The organism is Curtobacterium sp. MCLR17_045, assembly GCF_003234405.1.
Classification (GTDB): domain Bacteria; phylum Actinomycetota; class Actinomycetes; order Actinomycetales; family Microbacteriaceae; genus Curtobacterium; species Curtobacterium flaccumfaciens.
The window spans coordinates 1-16,580 of record NZ_QKTB01000021.1; the positions used below are offsets into that span (position 1 = coordinate 1).

Annotated in this window: 10 protein-coding genes and 1 rRNA gene; 10 read left to right on the forward strand and 1 reads right to left on the reverse strand. The window is 71.3% G+C overall.

The window, feature by feature from the left end; translation table 11 throughout:
- From rrf to DEJ05_RS12945, 4 genes are all read left to right on the forward strand, one after another.
- Window positions 1–103: ribosomal RNA gene (rrf, locus tag DEJ05_RS12930) — 5S ribosomal RNA — on the forward strand; the annotation flags it as partial.
- Window positions 104–231: 128 nt separating this feature from the next.
- Window positions 232–1,362, forward strand: a complete 1,131-nt coding sequence (locus tag DEJ05_RS12935; protein ID WP_111110585.1) for an ROK family transcriptional regulator — start codon at window positions 232–234, stop codon at window positions 1,360–1,362.
- 105 nt (window positions 1,363–1,467) lie between these two features.
- Window positions 1,468–3,483: a beta-galactosidase gene (locus tag DEJ05_RS12940; RefSeq protein WP_111110586.1), complete on the forward strand. Its 2,016-nt coding sequence runs from the start codon at window positions 1,468–1,470 to the stop codon at window positions 3,481–3,483.
- On the forward strand, window positions 3,480–5,651 hold the full coding sequence (locus tag DEJ05_RS12945; protein WP_258376150.1) for an alpha-galactosidase: 2,172 nt from the start codon (window positions 3,480–3,482) through the stop codon (window positions 5,649–5,651). The genes DEJ05_RS12940 and DEJ05_RS12945 overlap by 4 nt, the downstream gene beginning before the upstream one ends.
- 464 nt (window positions 5,652–6,115) lie before the next feature.
- Here DEJ05_RS12945 and DEJ05_RS12950 read toward each other — a convergent pair whose 3' ends face one another.
- Window positions 6,116–8,671, reverse strand: coding sequence for a glycoside hydrolase family 2 protein (locus DEJ05_RS12950; protein WP_111110587.1), 2,556 nt, complete (start codon window positions 8,669–8,671; stop codon window positions 6,116–6,118).
- Between the two features lie 116 nt (window positions 8,672–8,787).
- Between DEJ05_RS12950 and DEJ05_RS12955 the strand changes: the two genes are divergently transcribed.
- The 6 genes from DEJ05_RS12955 to DEJ05_RS12980 are packed head-to-tail and all read left to right on the forward strand — an operon-like array spanning window position 8,788 to window position 16,491.
- A complete protein-coding gene (locus tag DEJ05_RS12955) occupies window positions 8,788–10,473 on the forward strand; it encodes an ABC transporter substrate-binding protein (RefSeq protein WP_111110588.1) in 1,686 nt (561 codons plus the stop codon).
- A gap of 34 nt (window positions 10,474–10,507) precedes the next feature.
- Complete coding sequence (locus tag DEJ05_RS12960) at window positions 10,508–11,497, forward strand: ABC transporter permease (RefSeq protein ID WP_071247140.1); 990 nt, start codon at window positions 10,508–10,510, stop codon at window positions 11,495–11,497.
- A gap of 14 nt (window positions 11,498–11,511) precedes the next feature.
- On the forward strand, window positions 11,512–12,552 hold the full coding sequence (locus tag DEJ05_RS12965; protein WP_111023919.1) for an ABC transporter permease: 1,041 nt from the start codon (window positions 11,512–11,514) through the stop codon (window positions 12,550–12,552).
- Entirely contained in the window at window positions 12,549–13,505 is a 957-nt protein-coding gene (locus DEJ05_RS12970) for an ABC transporter ATP-binding protein (RefSeq protein WP_111110589.1), read from the forward strand. The genes DEJ05_RS12965 and DEJ05_RS12970 overlap by 4 nt, the downstream gene beginning before the upstream one ends.
- Window positions 13,502–14,395 (forward strand): ABC transporter ATP-binding protein, encoded by an 894-nt coding sequence (locus tag DEJ05_RS12975; RefSeq protein WP_111110590.1) that lies wholly within the window; start codon window positions 13,502–13,504, stop codon window positions 14,393–14,395. The genes DEJ05_RS12970 and DEJ05_RS12975 overlap by 4 nt, the downstream gene beginning before the upstream one ends.
- Window positions 14,392–16,491 (forward strand): glycoside hydrolase family 36 protein, encoded by a 2,100-nt coding sequence (locus DEJ05_RS12980; protein ID WP_111110591.1) that lies wholly within the window; start codon window positions 14,392–14,394, stop codon window positions 16,489–16,491. Before DEJ05_RS12975 ends, DEJ05_RS12980 begins: the two co-directional genes overlap by 4 nt.
- Window positions 16,492–16,580 lie beyond the last annotated feature (89 nt).

Here is a 16,580-nt window from a genome sequence, read left to right on the forward strand (position 1 = left end):
CGAGAGGGAAACGCCCGGTCACATTCCGAACCCGGAAGCTAAGCCTCTCAGCGCCGATGGTACTGCAAGGGGGACCTTGTGGGAGAGTAGGACGCCGCCGGACTTAACGTAGTAAGAACCAGGGAGCCCCTGACCATTCGTGGTCAGGGGTTTTCTGCGTTTGCGGCCCGTTCTGGGTCCTTGTCGAAGGGGACCGGTCAGGCCGTAGGATCAGCCGACGACGGAGGAACGATGACCGAAGCCTGGCCGGCCCTGCCCGACGGCTCCCGACTGGCGCTGCGGGAGATCCTCATCCACGGGGTCCTCTCCCGTGCCGAGATCGCCCGGTCACTCGGGCTCTCACGGGCGAGCCTCACCCGAGCCATGCGCATCCTCGTGTCACAGCGGCTCGTGGTCGAGGTCGGCACTGATGTTCGCGGCGCCACCGGCCGCCCGTCGGAGCTCCTGCAGGTGAGCAGCGGGCAGTGGGAGTTCCTCGGCATCAAGCTCACGAAGGACCGTCTGTACGCCGCGGTCACGGACTTGGGTGGCCGGGTCCTCGCCCTGCACCAAGAAGCGATCGACGACACCGCCGCCGAGTCGCTCGCGGAGCAGATCACGATGGTGCTCGATCGGCTCCGGGATGCGCACCCGGCCATCTGTGCGATCGGGGTCTCGCTGCCCGGCGACGTCATGGTGCGGGCGGGGGAGTCCGTCGTCGCGGCGTCGGTGTTCCTCGGGTGGCACGAGGTGCCCTTCGCCCGGATGCTCGAGGAGCGGACGGGCATCGCCACGTTCACCGCGAACGACGTCCATGCGCTCACGGCGAAGGAGCACTGGTTCGGTGCGGGTGCCGGTCGCGGGTCGATGGTGCTCGTGACGGTCGGTGAGGGCCTGGGCCTCGGGCTCATCGCGAACGGGCAGGTCTCCACCGGGGAGCACGGGCGACTGGGGCGCATCGGGCACCTTCCAGTCCTCGGGGGAGGTCCGGACTGTGGCCTCGGTCACGCCGGGTGCGCCTCGAGCTACCTTCCCAGCCCGGTCATCGTGCGGAACGCCGGCCACGAGGGGAAGACCTACGACCAGGTGGTCGAGCTCGCGCGGGACGGCGACGAGAGCGCCCTCGCTGCGTTCGAGGATGCCGGCCGCGCCCTCGGGGTCCTGCTGGCCACCGCGGTGCACATCGCGGACCCCTCGGCGATCGTGCTGACCGGTGACGGGCTGCCCGTGTACGACCTGGCGCGGGCGACCGTGGACGAGTCGATGCGAGCCGCACTGGCGCCGTACACCGAGCCGGTCACGGTGGAGGTGCAGCCGTTCGAGTTCTCGGAGTGGGCACGTGCCGGGGCGGTCCTCGCCATCCGTCGGCTGCTGGGGGAGTGAACGGTCGAGGGATCAGGCAGAGGTTTCGACGCGTTAGTTACACACGTTGACAAACGTCGACGCAGACGGGAGGCTTGAGCGGTCCACACCATCGAAGGAGATGCCGTGACCGCTGCCCCCACCGTCCCGTGGCCGACCGACGGCCTGTCGTTCGGCGGCGACTACAGCCCCGAACAGTGGCCCCGGGAGACCTGGCTCGACGATGTTCGCCTGATGCGCGAGGCCGGGGTGAACCTGGTCACCGTCGGGGTGTTCTCGTGGGCACTGCTCGAGCGGTCGCCGGGGGACTTCACGTGGGAGTGGCTCGACGACGTCCTCGCGCTGCTGCACGAAAACGGCATCGCGGTGGACCTCGCGACGCCGACCGCTGCCCCGCCGAACTGGCTGCTGACCGCACACCCGGAGATCCTCCCGGTGGACGCCACGGAGCGGCGAGAGCGACCGGGTGGACGACTCGGGTGGTGCCCGGCCTCCGAGCTGTTCCGCGAGCACGCGCTCCGCATGGTCGACGCGCTGGCGGAGCGGTACGGCCGGCACCCCGCCGTGCGGCTCTGGCACGTGAGCAACGAGCTCGGCGGCGGCAACGGCCGGTGCTACTGCGAGGAGTCGGCAGCGGACTTCCGGCACTGGCTCGTGGCGAAGTACGGCGACGTCGGGGCCGCGAACGATGCCTGGGGCACGGCCTTCTGGGGGCACACGTACACCTCGTTCGACGAGGTCTCGCCGCCGCGCGGTGTCGGTGGGGCGCCGAACCCCGGGCTCGCGCTGGACTTCGAGCGGTACTCGTCCGACGCGCTGCTCCGCCAGTACGACGCCGAGAAGGCCGTCATCGAGCAGCACTCGGACGTGCCGGTGACGACGAACTTCATGGTGGGCGCCGGGTCGCAGGTCGTCGACTACGCCGGGTGGGTGAAGCACGTGGCGATCGTCGCGAACGACCACTACACGCTCGTCGACGACGCCCGCCGCGAGCAGGACCTCGCGCTGGCCGGTGACCGGATGCGCGGGATGTCGGCGGACCGTCGTCCCTGGCTGCTCATGGAGCATTCGACGGGTGGCCCGAGCTGGCAGCAGCGCAACCGCGCCAAGGAACCGGCCGAGCTCGTCCGGAACGCCCTGGCGCACGTCGCGCACGGGTCCGACGGGGCGCTGTTCTTCCAGTGGCGGGCCTCCACCGCGGGTGCGGAGCAGTTCCACTCGGCGATGCTCCCGCACGCCGGCACCCGCACACGTATCTGGCGCGAGGTGCTCGCCCTCGGCCGGGCGCTGCAGGACCTCGCCCCCGTGCAGGGCACCCGCGTCGAGCCGGCCCTGGTCGCGATTGTCGTGGACGAGGCCTCCGGGTGGGCCGTGCAGTCGGGGCTCAAGCCGCACCGGGGCCTGCGCTACGGCCGGGAGCTCCGCGCCTGGCACCGCGCGTTCCACGACCGGCAGGTGCTGACGGACGTGGTCCCCGCCGACGCCGACCTGGACGGCTACGACGTGGTCGTCGTGCCGACGATGCTCATCGTCGACGATGCGACCGCCGCGCGGCTGTCCGCCGTGGTGGACCGCGGCGCGACCCTGATCGTCACGTACCTGTCCGGCGTCGCCGACGAGACAGCCCGCATCCGCACCGGCGGCTACCCGGGCGCGTTCCGCGAGGTGCTCGGTGCCTGGAGCGAGGAGTTCACCCCGCTCCAGCGCGATGAACGCTGGACCCTCGACGACGGCGAGGTCGTCACCGACTGGGCCGAGGCGGTCGTCCTCGAGGACGCCGAGTCCGTGCTCCGCTACACCGACGGCCCGCTCGCGGGCCGGCCCGCCGTCACGCGCCGCGCCGTCGGCGGCGGCGCCTGGTACGTGTCCGCGATGCTCGCGGACGACAGCATCCAACGGCTCGTGGACGGGGTGATCGCGGAGCGGGGGATCCTGCGGACGGTCACCGGGCCTCCCGGCCTGGAGGCGGTGCGTCGCGTCGGCGACGACGGCTCCGCCTTCCTGTTCCTCGTCAACCACCGCGCTGACGACGTCACGGTCGTCGCGTCCGGCACGGACCTGCTCGACGGGTCCGGCCACGGGCCGGACACCGTCGTGCCGGCCGGACGCGTCCGCGTGCTGCGCGAGGAGCGGGCCTCGTGACCGTCGTGGAGCGCGAGTCGACAGCCGTCGGTGCAGGCGATCGACGCGTGCACGTGCTGCGATCAGCCGGGGTGTCGCTGGTGCTGGCCTCCGCTGCGGACGGGCTGCCCGAGGTGCTGCACTGGGGTCGGGACGTCGGGCCCGTCGCGCCGGACGACGCGGCCGACCTGCTGCTCGCACTCGGCCGGCCGCTCGGACCGAGTGCGCTCGACGCGCGGTGGCCGCTCACGGTGCTGCCGACCGAGCGCGACGGGTGGGAGGGGCGACCGGGGATCGCGGGGCACGTGGACGGGCTGCCGCTCGTGCCGCGGTGGCGTGAGGTCGCCACGGCTGTCGTCTCCGTCGCGGACGAACAGCGGATCGTCCTGACCGCGGAGTCGGACTCGGTGGCGCTCCGGAGCGAGTTCGCGCTCGACACCGCCGGGGTGCTGCGGGTGCGGCACACGGTGACGAACACGCATGCCGAACCCGTGCACGTGCAGGCGCTCGAGGCGACGCTGCCGGTGGGGGAGCGGATCACCGAGGTGCTCGACCTGGGCGGACGGTGGACCCGTGAGCGCACACCGCAGCGCCGGGCAGCGACCGCCGGGAGCCACGCGCGGGAGAGCCGTCGCGGGCGGACCGGCCACGACTCGCCGACGTTGCTCGTGCTCGGGACGCCCGGGTTCTCGGACGCCGAGGGCGAGCTGTGGGCGGTGCACCTGGCCTGGAGCGCGGACTCCGTGTACCGGTACGACCAGCTCGCCGAGGCGCGACCGCTGCTCGGTGCCGGAGAACTGCTGCGCGCCGGCGAGGTCGTGCTCGGCGAGGGGGAGTCGTTCGCCGCCCCCGACGCCGTCTTCGTCTGGAGCGACACCGGGATCGACGGGCTGTCCGACCGCCTGCACGACTCGTTGCGCAGCCGCCCGGGGCACCCGCGACGACCCCGGCCCGTGGTGCTCAACACGTGGGAGGCCGTCTACTACCGGCAGGAGCTCGAGCCCCTGGTGGCCCTGGCCGAGACGGCGGCGGACATCGGCGTCGAGCGGTTCGTGCTCGACGACGGGTGGTTCCTCGGCCGGCGGTCGGACTCGACCTCGCTCGGGGACTGGCGCGTTGATCCGACCGTGTGGCCGGACGGGCTGGCACCGCTCGTCGACCGGGTGCGTGCGCTCGGCATGGAGTTCGGGCTGTGGTTCGAGCCCGAGATGGTCAGCCCGGTGTCCGACCTGGCGGTGGCACACCCCGAGTGGATGCTGCAGCGCCCCGAGGACGACGTCCGCACGTGGCGGAACCAGTACGTGCTCGACATGGCGAACCCACTGGCCCGGCACCACGTGCTCGAGAGCATGTCCCGGGTGATCGGTGAGCACCACGTCGACTTCGTGAAGTGGGACCAGAACCGGGACATCGTGCACGCGGTGCACGCGGGACGCGCCGGCATCGACGCGCACACCCGCGGCGTGTACGCGTTGATGGACGAGCTGCGTGCGCGGCACCCGTGGCTCGAGATCGAGGCGTGCGCGAGCGGCGGTGCCCGGATCGACCTCGGCGTGCTCGAGCGCACCGACCGGGTCTGGCCGTCGGACTCGAACGACGCCTTCGAGCGACTGCCGATCCAGCGGTGGACCGAGGCGCTGCTCCCGCTCGAGCTGATCGGCTCGCACGTCGGGCCGGAGGTCTCGCACACCACGGGCCGGCACCTCGACCTGGACTTCCGGATGGCGGTGTCGTTGTTCGGCTCGGCCGGCATCGAGACCGACATCACGAAGCTGTCGCCCGAGGAACTCGACCGGCTCCGGGCCTGGACGGCGCTGTACAGACGGGAGCGCGGGCTGCTGCACTCCGGGCGGCTGCGGCACCTGGACCTCGGGGACCCGGGAACGGTGGCGACGTCGGTCGTGGCCACCGACCGTTCGCGTGCGCTGGTGCGGGTGGCGCGGACGGAGACGGGGCCGAGGTCGTTGCCGGTGCCGCTCCGGGTGCGCGGACTCGACCGGTCGCGGCGCTACCGGCTCGCTCCGGTGTCCGGGCTCGCTGTCCCGCGTGGGCTCGACATGGTGCCGCCGGAGTGGCTCGTGCGCGGACACCTGGAACTGACCGGCGCCGTGCTCGAGGACGTCGGCGCACGGCTCCCGCTGCTCGCACCCGCGACCGCGATCGTGCTGGAGCTCCGCGCGATCGACTGAGCGCCGTCAGCCGCTCCTTCGGCGGGGGAGGCGTTTCCTGATCGGTGACGTGACGGTTCTGGTTCGCGATCCTCGGCGATCGTGAACCAGAACCGTCACGCGTCGAGAGGAAATGTCCGTCCCGGGGCGCTCGGTGTGGGGTGTCGCGCGGTGAACGAGGCGGCGGTGCGGGACGGCCCCTCCGTCCGCGGGCTGCGGTGCTGCGGGCTGCGGGCTGCGGTATTGCGGGTGGGAGTGGTGCCGGTGCGAGCGACGGTGCTGCCGGGTGCCGGGTGCCGGGTGCCGGGTGCCGGGTGCGGGGTGGCGGTGCTGCGGGTGGTGCGGTGTGGGTGGCGGTGGTGCGGGTGCAGCGGAGGTGTACGGGCGTGCTCGGGTGACGGTTCCGGTTCGCGAACCCGGGGGATCGTGAACCGGAACCGTCAGCGGCGCGAGGGCACGTCGCCGTCCCCCCTAGGGCGCCCGGGTCAGGGCAGCAGCGAACCCGCGTGGCGGAGGACGAGCGGGTGGACGAGCTCCTGTGCAGCGATGCCCGGCGCACTCGTCACCGTGAAGGTCACCGACTCGCCGGGGAGCAGGGACACCAACCCGTCGTCGACGCGGGCGGCCGAATTGACGCGGTCGGGGAACAGCGAGACGTCGCGCGCGTACGCCGTCGCCGTCACGGTGACCGTTGCGCCGTCCTCCGTCGCCGACACCACTGTGGACAGGGGCGAGGGCTCGAGTGCCTGGTCGACGACCTCGGCGAAGTCGTGCACGGTGCGGGTGCCGGCTCCCGTGACGACGAGGACCTCGGAACCGGGGTCGCCCGGTGCCGCGAGCGACGACGGCAGCTGCACCCGGTCGGCATCGGCGGGGGCGGCCGCGAGCATGAACGACGACGACTCGAGCACGGTGCCGTCGAAGGCCACACGGGAGACGGTGACTTCGTCGGCGACCGACGCCCCGGACGCGTTGACGAGGACGACGTCGAGACCTCCGTCGCCGTCGCCGTCACCGCCCTGGGCACCGGACGACGGCTGGACGGTGAGCAGCACGGGCTGGTAGGCCTGCCGGACGGCGTACCAGACGGGCTTCCGGATGCCGGCGTGGTCGACGAGGGCCCAGGACACCACGGGCCAGTCGTCGTTGAGCTGCCAGACGACCATGCCGGTGTTGTCGGGCGTGCGGGAGCGGAACCACTCCATGCCGAAGCGGATCGCGTGCGCCTGGTTGAGCTGCGCGGCGAAGTGCCAGTCCTCGATGGAGGTCGGCTCGGGCAGGTGCCCCCGCATGCCGTCGGCGAGCTTCCGGTTGCCCTGGTCGGCCTTCTGGTGCACGAGCATCTCGTGGCCGTCCGGGTCGAGGGGCTCGTCGTGCACCACCGCGGTCAGGGTCGACCACGCCGGCGGACCCTGGAACCCGAACTCGGCGACGAACCGCGGCTCCCAGTCGGCGTAGGCGCGGTAGTCGAGCCGGTTCCAGACGTCCCAGATGTGCACGCTGCCGTTCCGCTGGTCGTTCGGCGTCAGGTACTCGTCGAACGAGAACGGGCTGCCCGGCGTGTACGGCCGGGTCGGGTCCAGCTCGGCGACGACCGCCGGCAGCAGGGAACGGTAGTAGCCGTTGCCCCAGGTGCGGCCGACGAGCGACGGCCGCCAGCCCCACTCGGCGTAGGCGACGAGGTTCTCGTTGTTGCCGTTCCACACCACGAGCGACGGGTGCGGGCTGAGGCGGGTGACGGCCTCGCGGACCTCGGGCTCGACCTCGTCGGCGAGCCAGGGCTCCTCGGCGTAGGCGGCACAGGCGAACAGGAAGTCCTGCCACACCAGGACGCCGAGCTCGTCGCACCGGTCGTACAGGTCGTCGGACTCGTAGATGCCGCCGCCCCAGATGCGGAGCAGGTTCATGTTCGCGTCGATCGCGTCCTGGATCCGGTCCGCGTAGCGCTCGGGCGTCATCTCGGTCAGGTAGGCGTGGTCGGGGATCCAGTTCGCCCCGCGCACCATGACCGGACGGCCGTTCACGCGGAGCAGGAACGGCGCGCCGCCGGCGTCGGCGGCGGTGTCGAGCGTGACCGTGCGGAAGCCCACGCGGCCGGTCCACACGTCGTCGCCGACCTCGACCCGGACGTCGTACAGCGGCTGGTCGCCCTCGCCGCGGGGCCACCAGACGGCGACGTCGGGGACCTCGAGGCGGACGGTCGCGGCGCCGTCGAGGACGGGGCGCGCGCCGACAACCCGGCCGGCGGTGTCGGAACCGGTGTGTCCGGCGGACGCGGGGTGCGGGGCCAGGGTGATCCGGGCCTCCAGGCCGGTGCCCGCGGAACCGTCCGCGGACGCGACGGGCGCGCTGCCGATCGCCTGCGAGAACGAGCCCGTGGAACCGGCGTGCTCGACGTCGACGTGGGCCGTCAGCACCCCGGTGGTGCCGTCGAGGTCGACGAGCGGGCGGACGGCCGCGATGCGGACGCCGCTCCAGGACTCGATGCCGATCGACTTCCAGATGCCGCTCGTGGCGACGTCGACGCCCCAGTCCCACCCGAAGTTCGACGCGTTCTTGCGGAGCGCGTTGTAGGGGTGGTGGTTGACGTGGGGCAGCTCGCCGCCGTGCAGGGCGGACAGGCGCTCGGCTGCGGGGACCGGCGCGTCGAACGTGACGACGAGCTCGTTCGTGCCCGGTCGGAGCAGGTGCCCGACGGGGAACCGGTACGAGCGGTGCTGGTTGGCGGTGGTCGCGACGACGATGCCGTTGAGCTCGATGGTGGCGAGGGTGTCGAGACCCTCGGCGACGAGGTCGTGGCGGGTCTCGTCCGGCGCGGTCCACTCGAACGTGCGGCGGTAGCGCCAGACGGTGTCACCGATCCACTGCGTGGCGGCCTCGCCGTCACCGTCGAACGGGTCGGGGATCCGGCCGGCCCGCAGCAGGTCGGTGTGCACGCAGCCGGGGACCTGCGCCTCGATCGGTTCGCGGTGCTCCGCCGACTGCTCGGGCCCGGTCACCGCCTCGAGGGTCCACGTGCCGTCCAGGGTGGTCCGCTCCATTGCGTCTCCTCATCGTTACGGGGCCGTGACCCGACCCCTTGACCGCCTTAGTTTACGCGTGTAACAATCACGCTCACAACGTGGACCCTGCGACGACGCAGACCGAGAGGACAACGATGTTCAACCCAACCCGTTCACGGCTCGCCATCGGCGGCGCCGTTCTCCTCGCAGCCGGCCTCGCGCTCAGCGGCTGCAGCTCCAGCGGCACCGCCAGCACGAACGACGCCGCTGCCTCGACCCTGGTGGCGTACACCGGCCAGTCCGGCGACTACCAGATCAACTTCAACCCGTGGTCGCCGTCCAACATCGGCGGCGTCGGCACGATCTACGAGTCGCTCTTCTTCATCACCAACGTCAACACGAAGGACCCGAAGCCGCTGCTCGGCAAGTCGTACGAGTGGAACGACGACGGCACGCAGCTCACCATCACGCTGCGCGACGGGGCCACCTGGAGCGACGGCGAGCCCTTCACCTCGAAGGACGTCGTGTTCACGCTCGACATGCTCAAGAAGCAGAAGGCCCTGAACTCGATCGGCTACGACGGCACCGCGAAGGCCGACGGCGACGACAAGGTGGTCGTCTCGTTCGACAAGCCGTCGTTCGTGCTCGGCCCGAACCTGCTCGGCAAGACCTGGATCGTGCCCGAGCACCTGTGGAAGGACATCGACCCGACCACCGACGTCGTGCGCGAGCCCGTCGGCACCGGCCCGTACACGCTCGGCACCTTCAAGGCGCAGGCGTTCACCCTCGAGGCGAACAAGAAGTACTGGGACGGCGCCCCGGCCGTGAAGACCATCCGCTACCTGTCGCTCTCCGGCAACACCGCCGGCGCCGACGCACTGAAGCAGGGGTCGATCGACTGGCAGACCGGCCCGGTGCCGAACATGGACGACATCCCCGCCAACTACAACGGCTACGACGGCATCACCGTCGGCCAGAACCAGATGGCCCTGCTGACCTGCGCGAACACCGACCTGGGCTGCGCCGGCCCGCAGACCGACCCGGCCGTCCGCCACGCCATCGCCGACGCCATCAACCGCAAGCAGCTCAACTCGCTGGCGTTCGAGAACACCGCGAGCGAGATCTCGCCGACCTTCGCGCTCACCACGACGCAGAAGGACACCATCTCGAAGGACATCGAGCCGGCCGTGATGCCGGAGACCGCCGACACCGACGCGGCCGCCTCGACCCTCGAGGACGCCGGGTGGGAGAAGGGCTCCGACGGCATCTACGCCAAGGACGGCAAGAAGCTGTCGCTAACGGTCGAGGTCGTCACCGGGTGGACCGACTACATCACCGCGATCGACACGATGACGCAGCAGCTCAAGGCCGCGGGCATCGAGCTCAAGGCGCAGCAGTCGTCGTGGAACGAGTGGACCGACAAGAAGACCAAGGGCAACTTCGAGCTCGCGATCGACTCGCTCGGCCAGGGCCCGACGGCGAACCCGTACTACCTGTACAACAACTACTTCACGACGGCCAACACCGCGAAGGTCGGTGCAGCGGCCCCGATGAACATCTCGCGGTACAGCAACCCCGACGTCGACAAGGCCATCGCGAAGCTCGCCACGATCAACCCCGAGGACACCGCGGCGACCCAGCCCGAGCTCGACACGATCCAGGAGCACATCGTCGAGGACCTGCCCTACATCCCCGTGATGACCGGCGGCACGACGAGCGAGTTCCACGCGGCGAAGTTCACCGGCTGGCCGACGGAGGACGACCTGTACGCGTTCCCGGCGGTCTGGGCGAGCCCGGACAACGCCGAGATCTTCAAGGCGCTCAAGCCGGCGAAGGGCTGACACCGATGGGATCGCGACCGAGGGGCACTCGACGATGACCTACTTCCTGCGCAAGATCGGCTTCTACGTCGTCGCACTGTGGGCGGCCCTGACGCTGAACTTCATCATCCCCAGGCTCCTGCCCGGCAACCCGGTGGACATCCTGCTCGCCAAGCTCCAGCAGCGCGGCGGCCAGGTGACCCCGGCGACCCGGGAGGCGTACGAGCTGCTCCTCGGTGGCGATTCCTCGGAGCCGCTCATCTCCCAGTACGGCCACTACCTGGTCAACGTGTTCCGCGGTGACCTCGGCGTGTCCGTCAGTTACTTCCCGGCACCCGTCACCGAGGTGATCGGCAGTTCGCTGCCGTGGACCATCGCCCTGGTCGGGATCGCCACCATCGTGGCCGCGATCATCGGCGTCGGCCTCGGGGCCTTCGTCGGGTGGCGGCCCGGCACCTGGCTCGACTCGTTCGTGCCGGCCACCACCCTGCTCGCCGCGGTGCCGTACTTCTGGCTTGCGCTGATCCTGGTGTACTTCTTCGCCACCGGGCTCCACCTGTTCCCGGCGCAGGGCGGCTACGACGTCATCCTGACCCCCGGGTTCAACTGGGACTTCATCGTCTCGGCGGTGCAGTACGGGGTGCTGCCGGCGGTGACGATCGTGCTCGCGTCGCTCGGCGGCTGGCTGCTCGGCATGCGGAACATGATGGTGTCGACGCTGTCCGAGGACTACATCACCACCGCGCAGGCGAAGGGCCTGTCGGACGGCAAGATCCTGCGGAACTACGCCGCCCGGAACGCCGTGCTGCCGTCCGTCGCCGGGTTCGCGATCTCCCTCGGGTTCATCGTGTCCGGCTCCGTCGTCACCGAGCAGGTGTTCTCGTACCCGGGCATCGGGTCGAAGCTGCTGTCCGCCGTGACGAACAACGACTACGCGCTCATGCAGGGCATCTTCCTGTTCATCACCCTGGCGGTCCTCGGCGCGAACCTCGTCGTCGACCTGCTGTACGGACTGATCGACCCGCGCACGCGGGCCCGGAGCTAGGGGAGGAGACGACCATGACCAACATCCAGCAGGAGACCGAGCCCACCATCGGCGCGCTGACCGAGGAGGCCGACAGCACCACGTCGATCGCCACCCGGCGCGCGTCGAAGGGCGGCATCCGCAGGTTCCTCCCCACGCTCACCCCGTGGCTCGTCACGGGCATCGCGCTCGTCGCCGGCGTCACGCTGTTCGGGGTGATCGGACCGCTGCTCGTCGGCGACCCGACCACCATCCGCGACACCGGGCTGCAGGGACCGAGCGGCTCGAACGTCCTCGGCACCACCCAGACCGGTCAGGACGTCCTGGCGCAGCTCGCCTTCGCCACCCGGGGCAGCCTGCAGATCGGGCTCATCGTCGGCGTCCTCGCCACGGTGCTGTCCGCGTTCTTCGGCATCCTCGGCGCCTACCTGGGCGGGATCATGGACGAGGCGTTCTCGCTGTTCTCGAACGTGTTCCTCGTCATCCCCGGCCTGCCGCTCGTCATCGTCATCTCCGGTCTGGTGCCGCGTGAGGCTCGCGGGCTCTGGACCATCGCCGTCGTCCTGGCGATCACGTCGTGGGCCGGGTCCGCCCGGGTGCTGCGCGCGCAGACGATGTCGATCCGCAACCGCGACTACGTGTCCGCCGCCCGGGTCGCCGGCGAACGGCCCTGGCGGGTCATCGCCGTCGAGATCCTGCCGAACCTGCTGCCGGTGCTCGCGTCGCAGTTCGTGTTCGCGGTGATCGCCGCGATCCTCGGAGAGGCTGGGCTGTCGTTCCTCGGGCTCGGGGCGTCGAACTCGTCGACGCTCGGCACCATGCTCTTCTACGCCCAGAACGGCTTCGCGCTGGCGAACGGCGCCTGGTGGTGGTTCGTGCCGCCGGGCCTGCTCATCGCCCTGCTCGGCATGGGCCTGTCCCTGGTGAACTTCTCGATCGACGAGGTCATCAACCCGCGACTCGCGAACGTGCGTGCGCAGCGACGGCGCGACCGTCGTGCGAAGCGTGCGGCCCGCTCGGGAGGCCCGGCCCGCGTCGCCACCGCCGGTCACGACACGAAGGGGGTCGCCCGATGAGCGCCACCGACACCGCACGACCGGTCACCTCCGGCGCCACGGGCGACGGCCGCCGCCCGGCCGTGCTGACCATCGACCACCTCGACGTCGTCTACGAGACCGAGCACCCCGTGCACGCCGTCAAGGACGTCTCGCTCACCCTGGCGCCCGGCGAGATCCTCGGACTCGCGGGGGAGTCGGGCTGCGGCAAGACGACCCTGGCGTACGCCATCACCCGGCTGCACCGGCCGCCGGCGAAGGTCACGTCGGGCAGCATCACGTTCCACGACCGCGACGGCACCGACGTCGACCTGCTCGGCCTGCCGCACGAGCAGCTCCGGGCCGTGCGGTGGTCGAAGCTGTCGATGGTGTTCCAGGGGGCCATGAACGCGCTCAACCCGGTCACCACGATCCGCGCCCAGCTCGACGACGCCCTGGTCGAACACCGCAAGGGCATGCCCCGCAAGGAACGTCGGGCCATCGCCGAGGACGCCCTGCGCCGCGTCGGCGTCGACCCGTCCCGCATCACCGCGTACCCGCACGAACTGTCGGGCGGCATGCGGCAGCGCGTCATGATCGCGATGGCGATGCTGCTCGAACCGCAGATCATGATCATGGACGAGCCGACCACCGCGCTCGACGTCGTGGTGCAGCGGGAGATCCTGCGCGAGATCGTCCGACTGCGGGACGAGCTCGGGTTCGCCGTCGTGTTCATCACGCACGACCTGCCGCTGCTGCTCGAGATCAGCGACCGGATCGCGATCATGCTCCGCGGCGAGGTCGTCGAGTGCGACCGCGCCAGCGTGATCCAGCACGACCCGCAGCACCCGTACACGCGGAAGCTGCTGCAGTCGTTCCCGAGCCTGTCCGGAGCCCGCGGCGCGTTCATCCGCACCGGGGTCGAGGACGGCGCCGAACCCGAGACCGACACCCGGGCCGTCGTGGTCCAGGCAGCACAGGAGACGGACCGATGACCAGTGTGACCGTCAGCCACCTCGGCAAGGACTTCCACACCCGCAAGGGCCTGAAGCGCACCACCCTGCGGGCCGTCGACGACGTGTCGTTCGACCTGCTGCCCGGCCGGACCGTCGCACTGGTGGGGGAGTCCGGCTCGGGCAAGTCCACCATCGCGCGGATGCTCGCCAAGCTCGAGACCCGGACGCGCGGCTCGATCGACGTGCGGCTCGAGGACGGCACCCCCGTCGAGGGCAGCATGTACCGGCGGCACGTGCAGATGGTGTTCCAGGACCCGTTCGCCTCGCTCAACCCGTTCCACTCGATCGAGCACCACATCGCCCGACCGCTGCAGCTGCACCACCGGGCCCGCGGTGCCGACGAGACCGCCGACAAGGTGCGGGAGCTGCTCGGCCGGGTGAACCTCGACGAGGACTTCGCGTCGCGGCGGCCGCACGAGCTCTCCGGCGGGCAGCGGCAGCGCGTCGCCATCGCCCGCGCACTCGCCCCCGGCGCCCAGGTGCTCATCGCCGACGAACCCGTGTCGATGCTCGACGTCTCGATCCGCCTGAGCGTGCTCAACCTGCTCGGCCGGCTGCAGCGCGAGGACGAGCTCGCCGTGCTCTACATCACGCACGACCTGGCGACCGCGCGGCACTTCTCCGACGAGATCCTCGTGCTCTACCGCGGCCGGGTCGTCGAGCGGGGACCGTCGGACGCCGTCATCCTCGACCCGCACCACGACTACACCCGGCTGCTCGCCGAGGCCGCCCCCGACCCGGAGCGCACCGAGCGCCGGATCACCGCGGGGCCGCCGCTCGACCGGACGAAGATCGACAACACCACCTGCTACGACCACACGATCGGGGACTGGGTGTCGAGCGAGCCCGCACCGGTCGGGGCGCGATGAGCGACGGGCCGACGTTCGTCGACTGGGTCACCGACGGGTTCGCGGCACGGTTCCGGGTCGGTGCGGACCAGCCCGCGGCGCTCGTGTCGTTCGTGGCCGGCGGCGGAGCGCTCGCCGACGGGCCGGACGACCCGCAGCCGCTCGTGGAGCTGACGACGATCGGGCACGGGCGGTTCCCGGGCGGGTTCCGGCACGTGGACTCCACGATCGGGGCGCGACTGCGCCCCGTGTCGCACCACGTGCACGACGACGGGACCGACCTGTGGTTCCGGATCGTGCAGGCGGACGCGGCCACGGGCCTCCAGGCCGAGTCGGTGTTCCGGGCGCGCGCCGGCGTGCCCGCGTTCCAGACGTGGACCGAGGTGTCGGCCGAGCACGGTGAGCACGTTGTCGACTTCGTGTCGTCGTTCGCGACCGGAGTGTTCCTGACCGACTCGGGCGCCACCGTCGACGAGCTCTCCCTCGTGCACGCCGACAACGACTGGGCAGCGGAGAGCCGGTGGCGGACCGATCCGCTGCGGTCGATCGGGCTCGCGGCGATCGACCGGGAGGCCCAGCACCACCCGCCCCGCAGCCGCGCCGTCGTGCAGAACCGCGGCTCGTGGTCGACCGGCGAGGCGCTGCCGATCGGGGTGCTGCGGGCGGATCGGTACGCGCTCGTCTGGCAGGTCGAGCACAACGGGCCGTGGTTGTACGAGCTCGGCGAGACCCGGCGGCACGCGTACCTGCTGCTGAGCGGTCCCACCGACCAGGAACACCAGTGGACCACCGTTGTCACACCGGAGCAGCCGTTCACCTCGGTGCCGGTGTCCGTCGGCATCGCCGCGTCGATCGACGACGCCTTCGGGGTGCTCACCCGGCAGCGTCGGGCGTTCCGGCACGTGCGGGAGGCCGACCGTGCCCTGCCCCTGGTGTTCAACGACTACATGAACACGCTCATGGGCGACCCGACCACCGAGAAGCTCCTGCCGCTGATCGACGCGGCCGCCGACGCCGGCGCGGACCTGTTCTGCATCGATGCCGGCTGGTACGCCGAGGGGCACTGGTGGGACACCGTCGGAGCGTGGGAGGAAGCGGCGTCGCGGTTCCCGACGGGGCTCGGGGCCGTCATCCACCACATCCGTGCACGGGGCATGCAGGCCGGCCTCTGGCTCGAGCCCGAGGTCATCGGCATCCACTCGCCGCTGGCCTCGACCCTGCCGTCGTCCGCGTTCGTCGAGCACCACGGGGTCCGGGTCGCGGAGCACGGGCGGCACCTGCTCGACCTGCGCTCGCCGGAGGCCCGCGCACACCTCGACTCGGTGGTCGACCGGCTCGTCGGGGAGCTCGGCGTGACGTTCTTCAAGATGGACAACAACACCATGACGGGGCCGTTCGCCGGGATGCTCGACCACCAGCGGGCCCTGCTCGACTGGCTCGACGCGGTGCAGGAGCGGTACCCGGCACTGCTCATCGAGAACTGCGCCTCGGGAGCGATGCGCGCCGACTGGGCCATGCTCTCGCGCCTGCACATGCAGTCGACGTCGGACCAGCAGGACCCGGTGCTGTCCGCCACGATCGCCGCCGCCGCTCCCGCCGCGATGCTGCCCGAGCAGGCGGGGAACTGGGCGTACCCGGCGCCGACGATGGACCCGGAGCTGTTCACGCTGTCGCTCGTGAACGGGGTGCTCGGGCGGATGTACCTGTCCGGGTACCTGAACGAGATGTCGCCGTCGCAGCGGGCGGTGGTCGGTGAAGCTGTCGCGGCACACCGGCAGGTCCTGGACGTCGTCGGAGCGTCCGTCCCGGTCTGGCCCCTCGGGCTGCCCGCCTGGGAGGACCCCTGGGTCGCACTCGGCCTGCACGCCACCACGGGCGACCTGTACCTGTCGGTGTGGTCGCTGCCCGGTGCGTCGCACTCGGCGTCGGTGTCGTTGCCGCTACCGGCGTTCGCCGGGCAGGCGGTGGTCGTCGAGCCGCTGTTCCCGACGGCACTCGGGTCGTGGTCCGTGGCGTGGGACGCCGCTTCGGGCTCGCTCGAGGTCGCGAACGGTGGATCGACCCCCACAGCGCGGGTGCTCCGCGTCCGGTCGCAGGAGGCGGACGCGGGGGCCTGAGCGGGCGCGCGTCGCGATGGCAGGGCGCGCGCTGGAGCGGACGGGAGGCACGGTGCGTGCAGGCACCGTGCCTCCCGTTTCGTCGGTGG

Excerpts from the sequence above, each read along its gene's own strand:
- DEJ05_RS12935 (WP_111110585.1), top strand. The coding sequence starts at position 232 with ATGACCGAAGCCTGGCCGGCCCTGCCCGACGGCTCCCGACTGGCGCTG.
- DEJ05_RS12950 (WP_111110587.1), bottom strand. The coding sequence starts at position 8,671 with ATGGAGCGGACCACCCTGGACGGCACGTGGACCCTCGAGGCGGTGACC.
- DEJ05_RS12955 (WP_111110588.1), top strand. The coding sequence starts at position 8,788 with ATGTTCAACCCAACCCGTTCACGGCTCGCCATCGGCGGCGCCGTTCTC.
- DEJ05_RS12960 (WP_071247140.1), top strand. The coding sequence starts at position 10,508 with ATGACCTACTTCCTGCGCAAGATCGGCTTCTACGTCGTCGCACTGTGG.
- DEJ05_RS12965 (WP_111023919.1), top strand. The coding sequence starts at position 11,512 with ATGACCAACATCCAGCAGGAGACCGAGCCCACCATCGGCGCGCTGACC.
- DEJ05_RS12970 (WP_111110589.1), top strand. The coding sequence starts at position 12,549 with ATGAGCGCCACCGACACCGCACGACCGGTCACCTCCGGCGCCACGGGC.
- DEJ05_RS12975 (WP_111110590.1), top strand. The coding sequence starts at position 13,502 with ATGACCAGTGTGACCGTCAGCCACCTCGGCAAGGACTTCCACACCCGC.
- DEJ05_RS12980 (WP_111110591.1), top strand. The coding sequence starts at position 14,392 with ATGAGCGACGGGCCGACGTTCGTCGACTGGGTCACCGACGGGTTCGCG.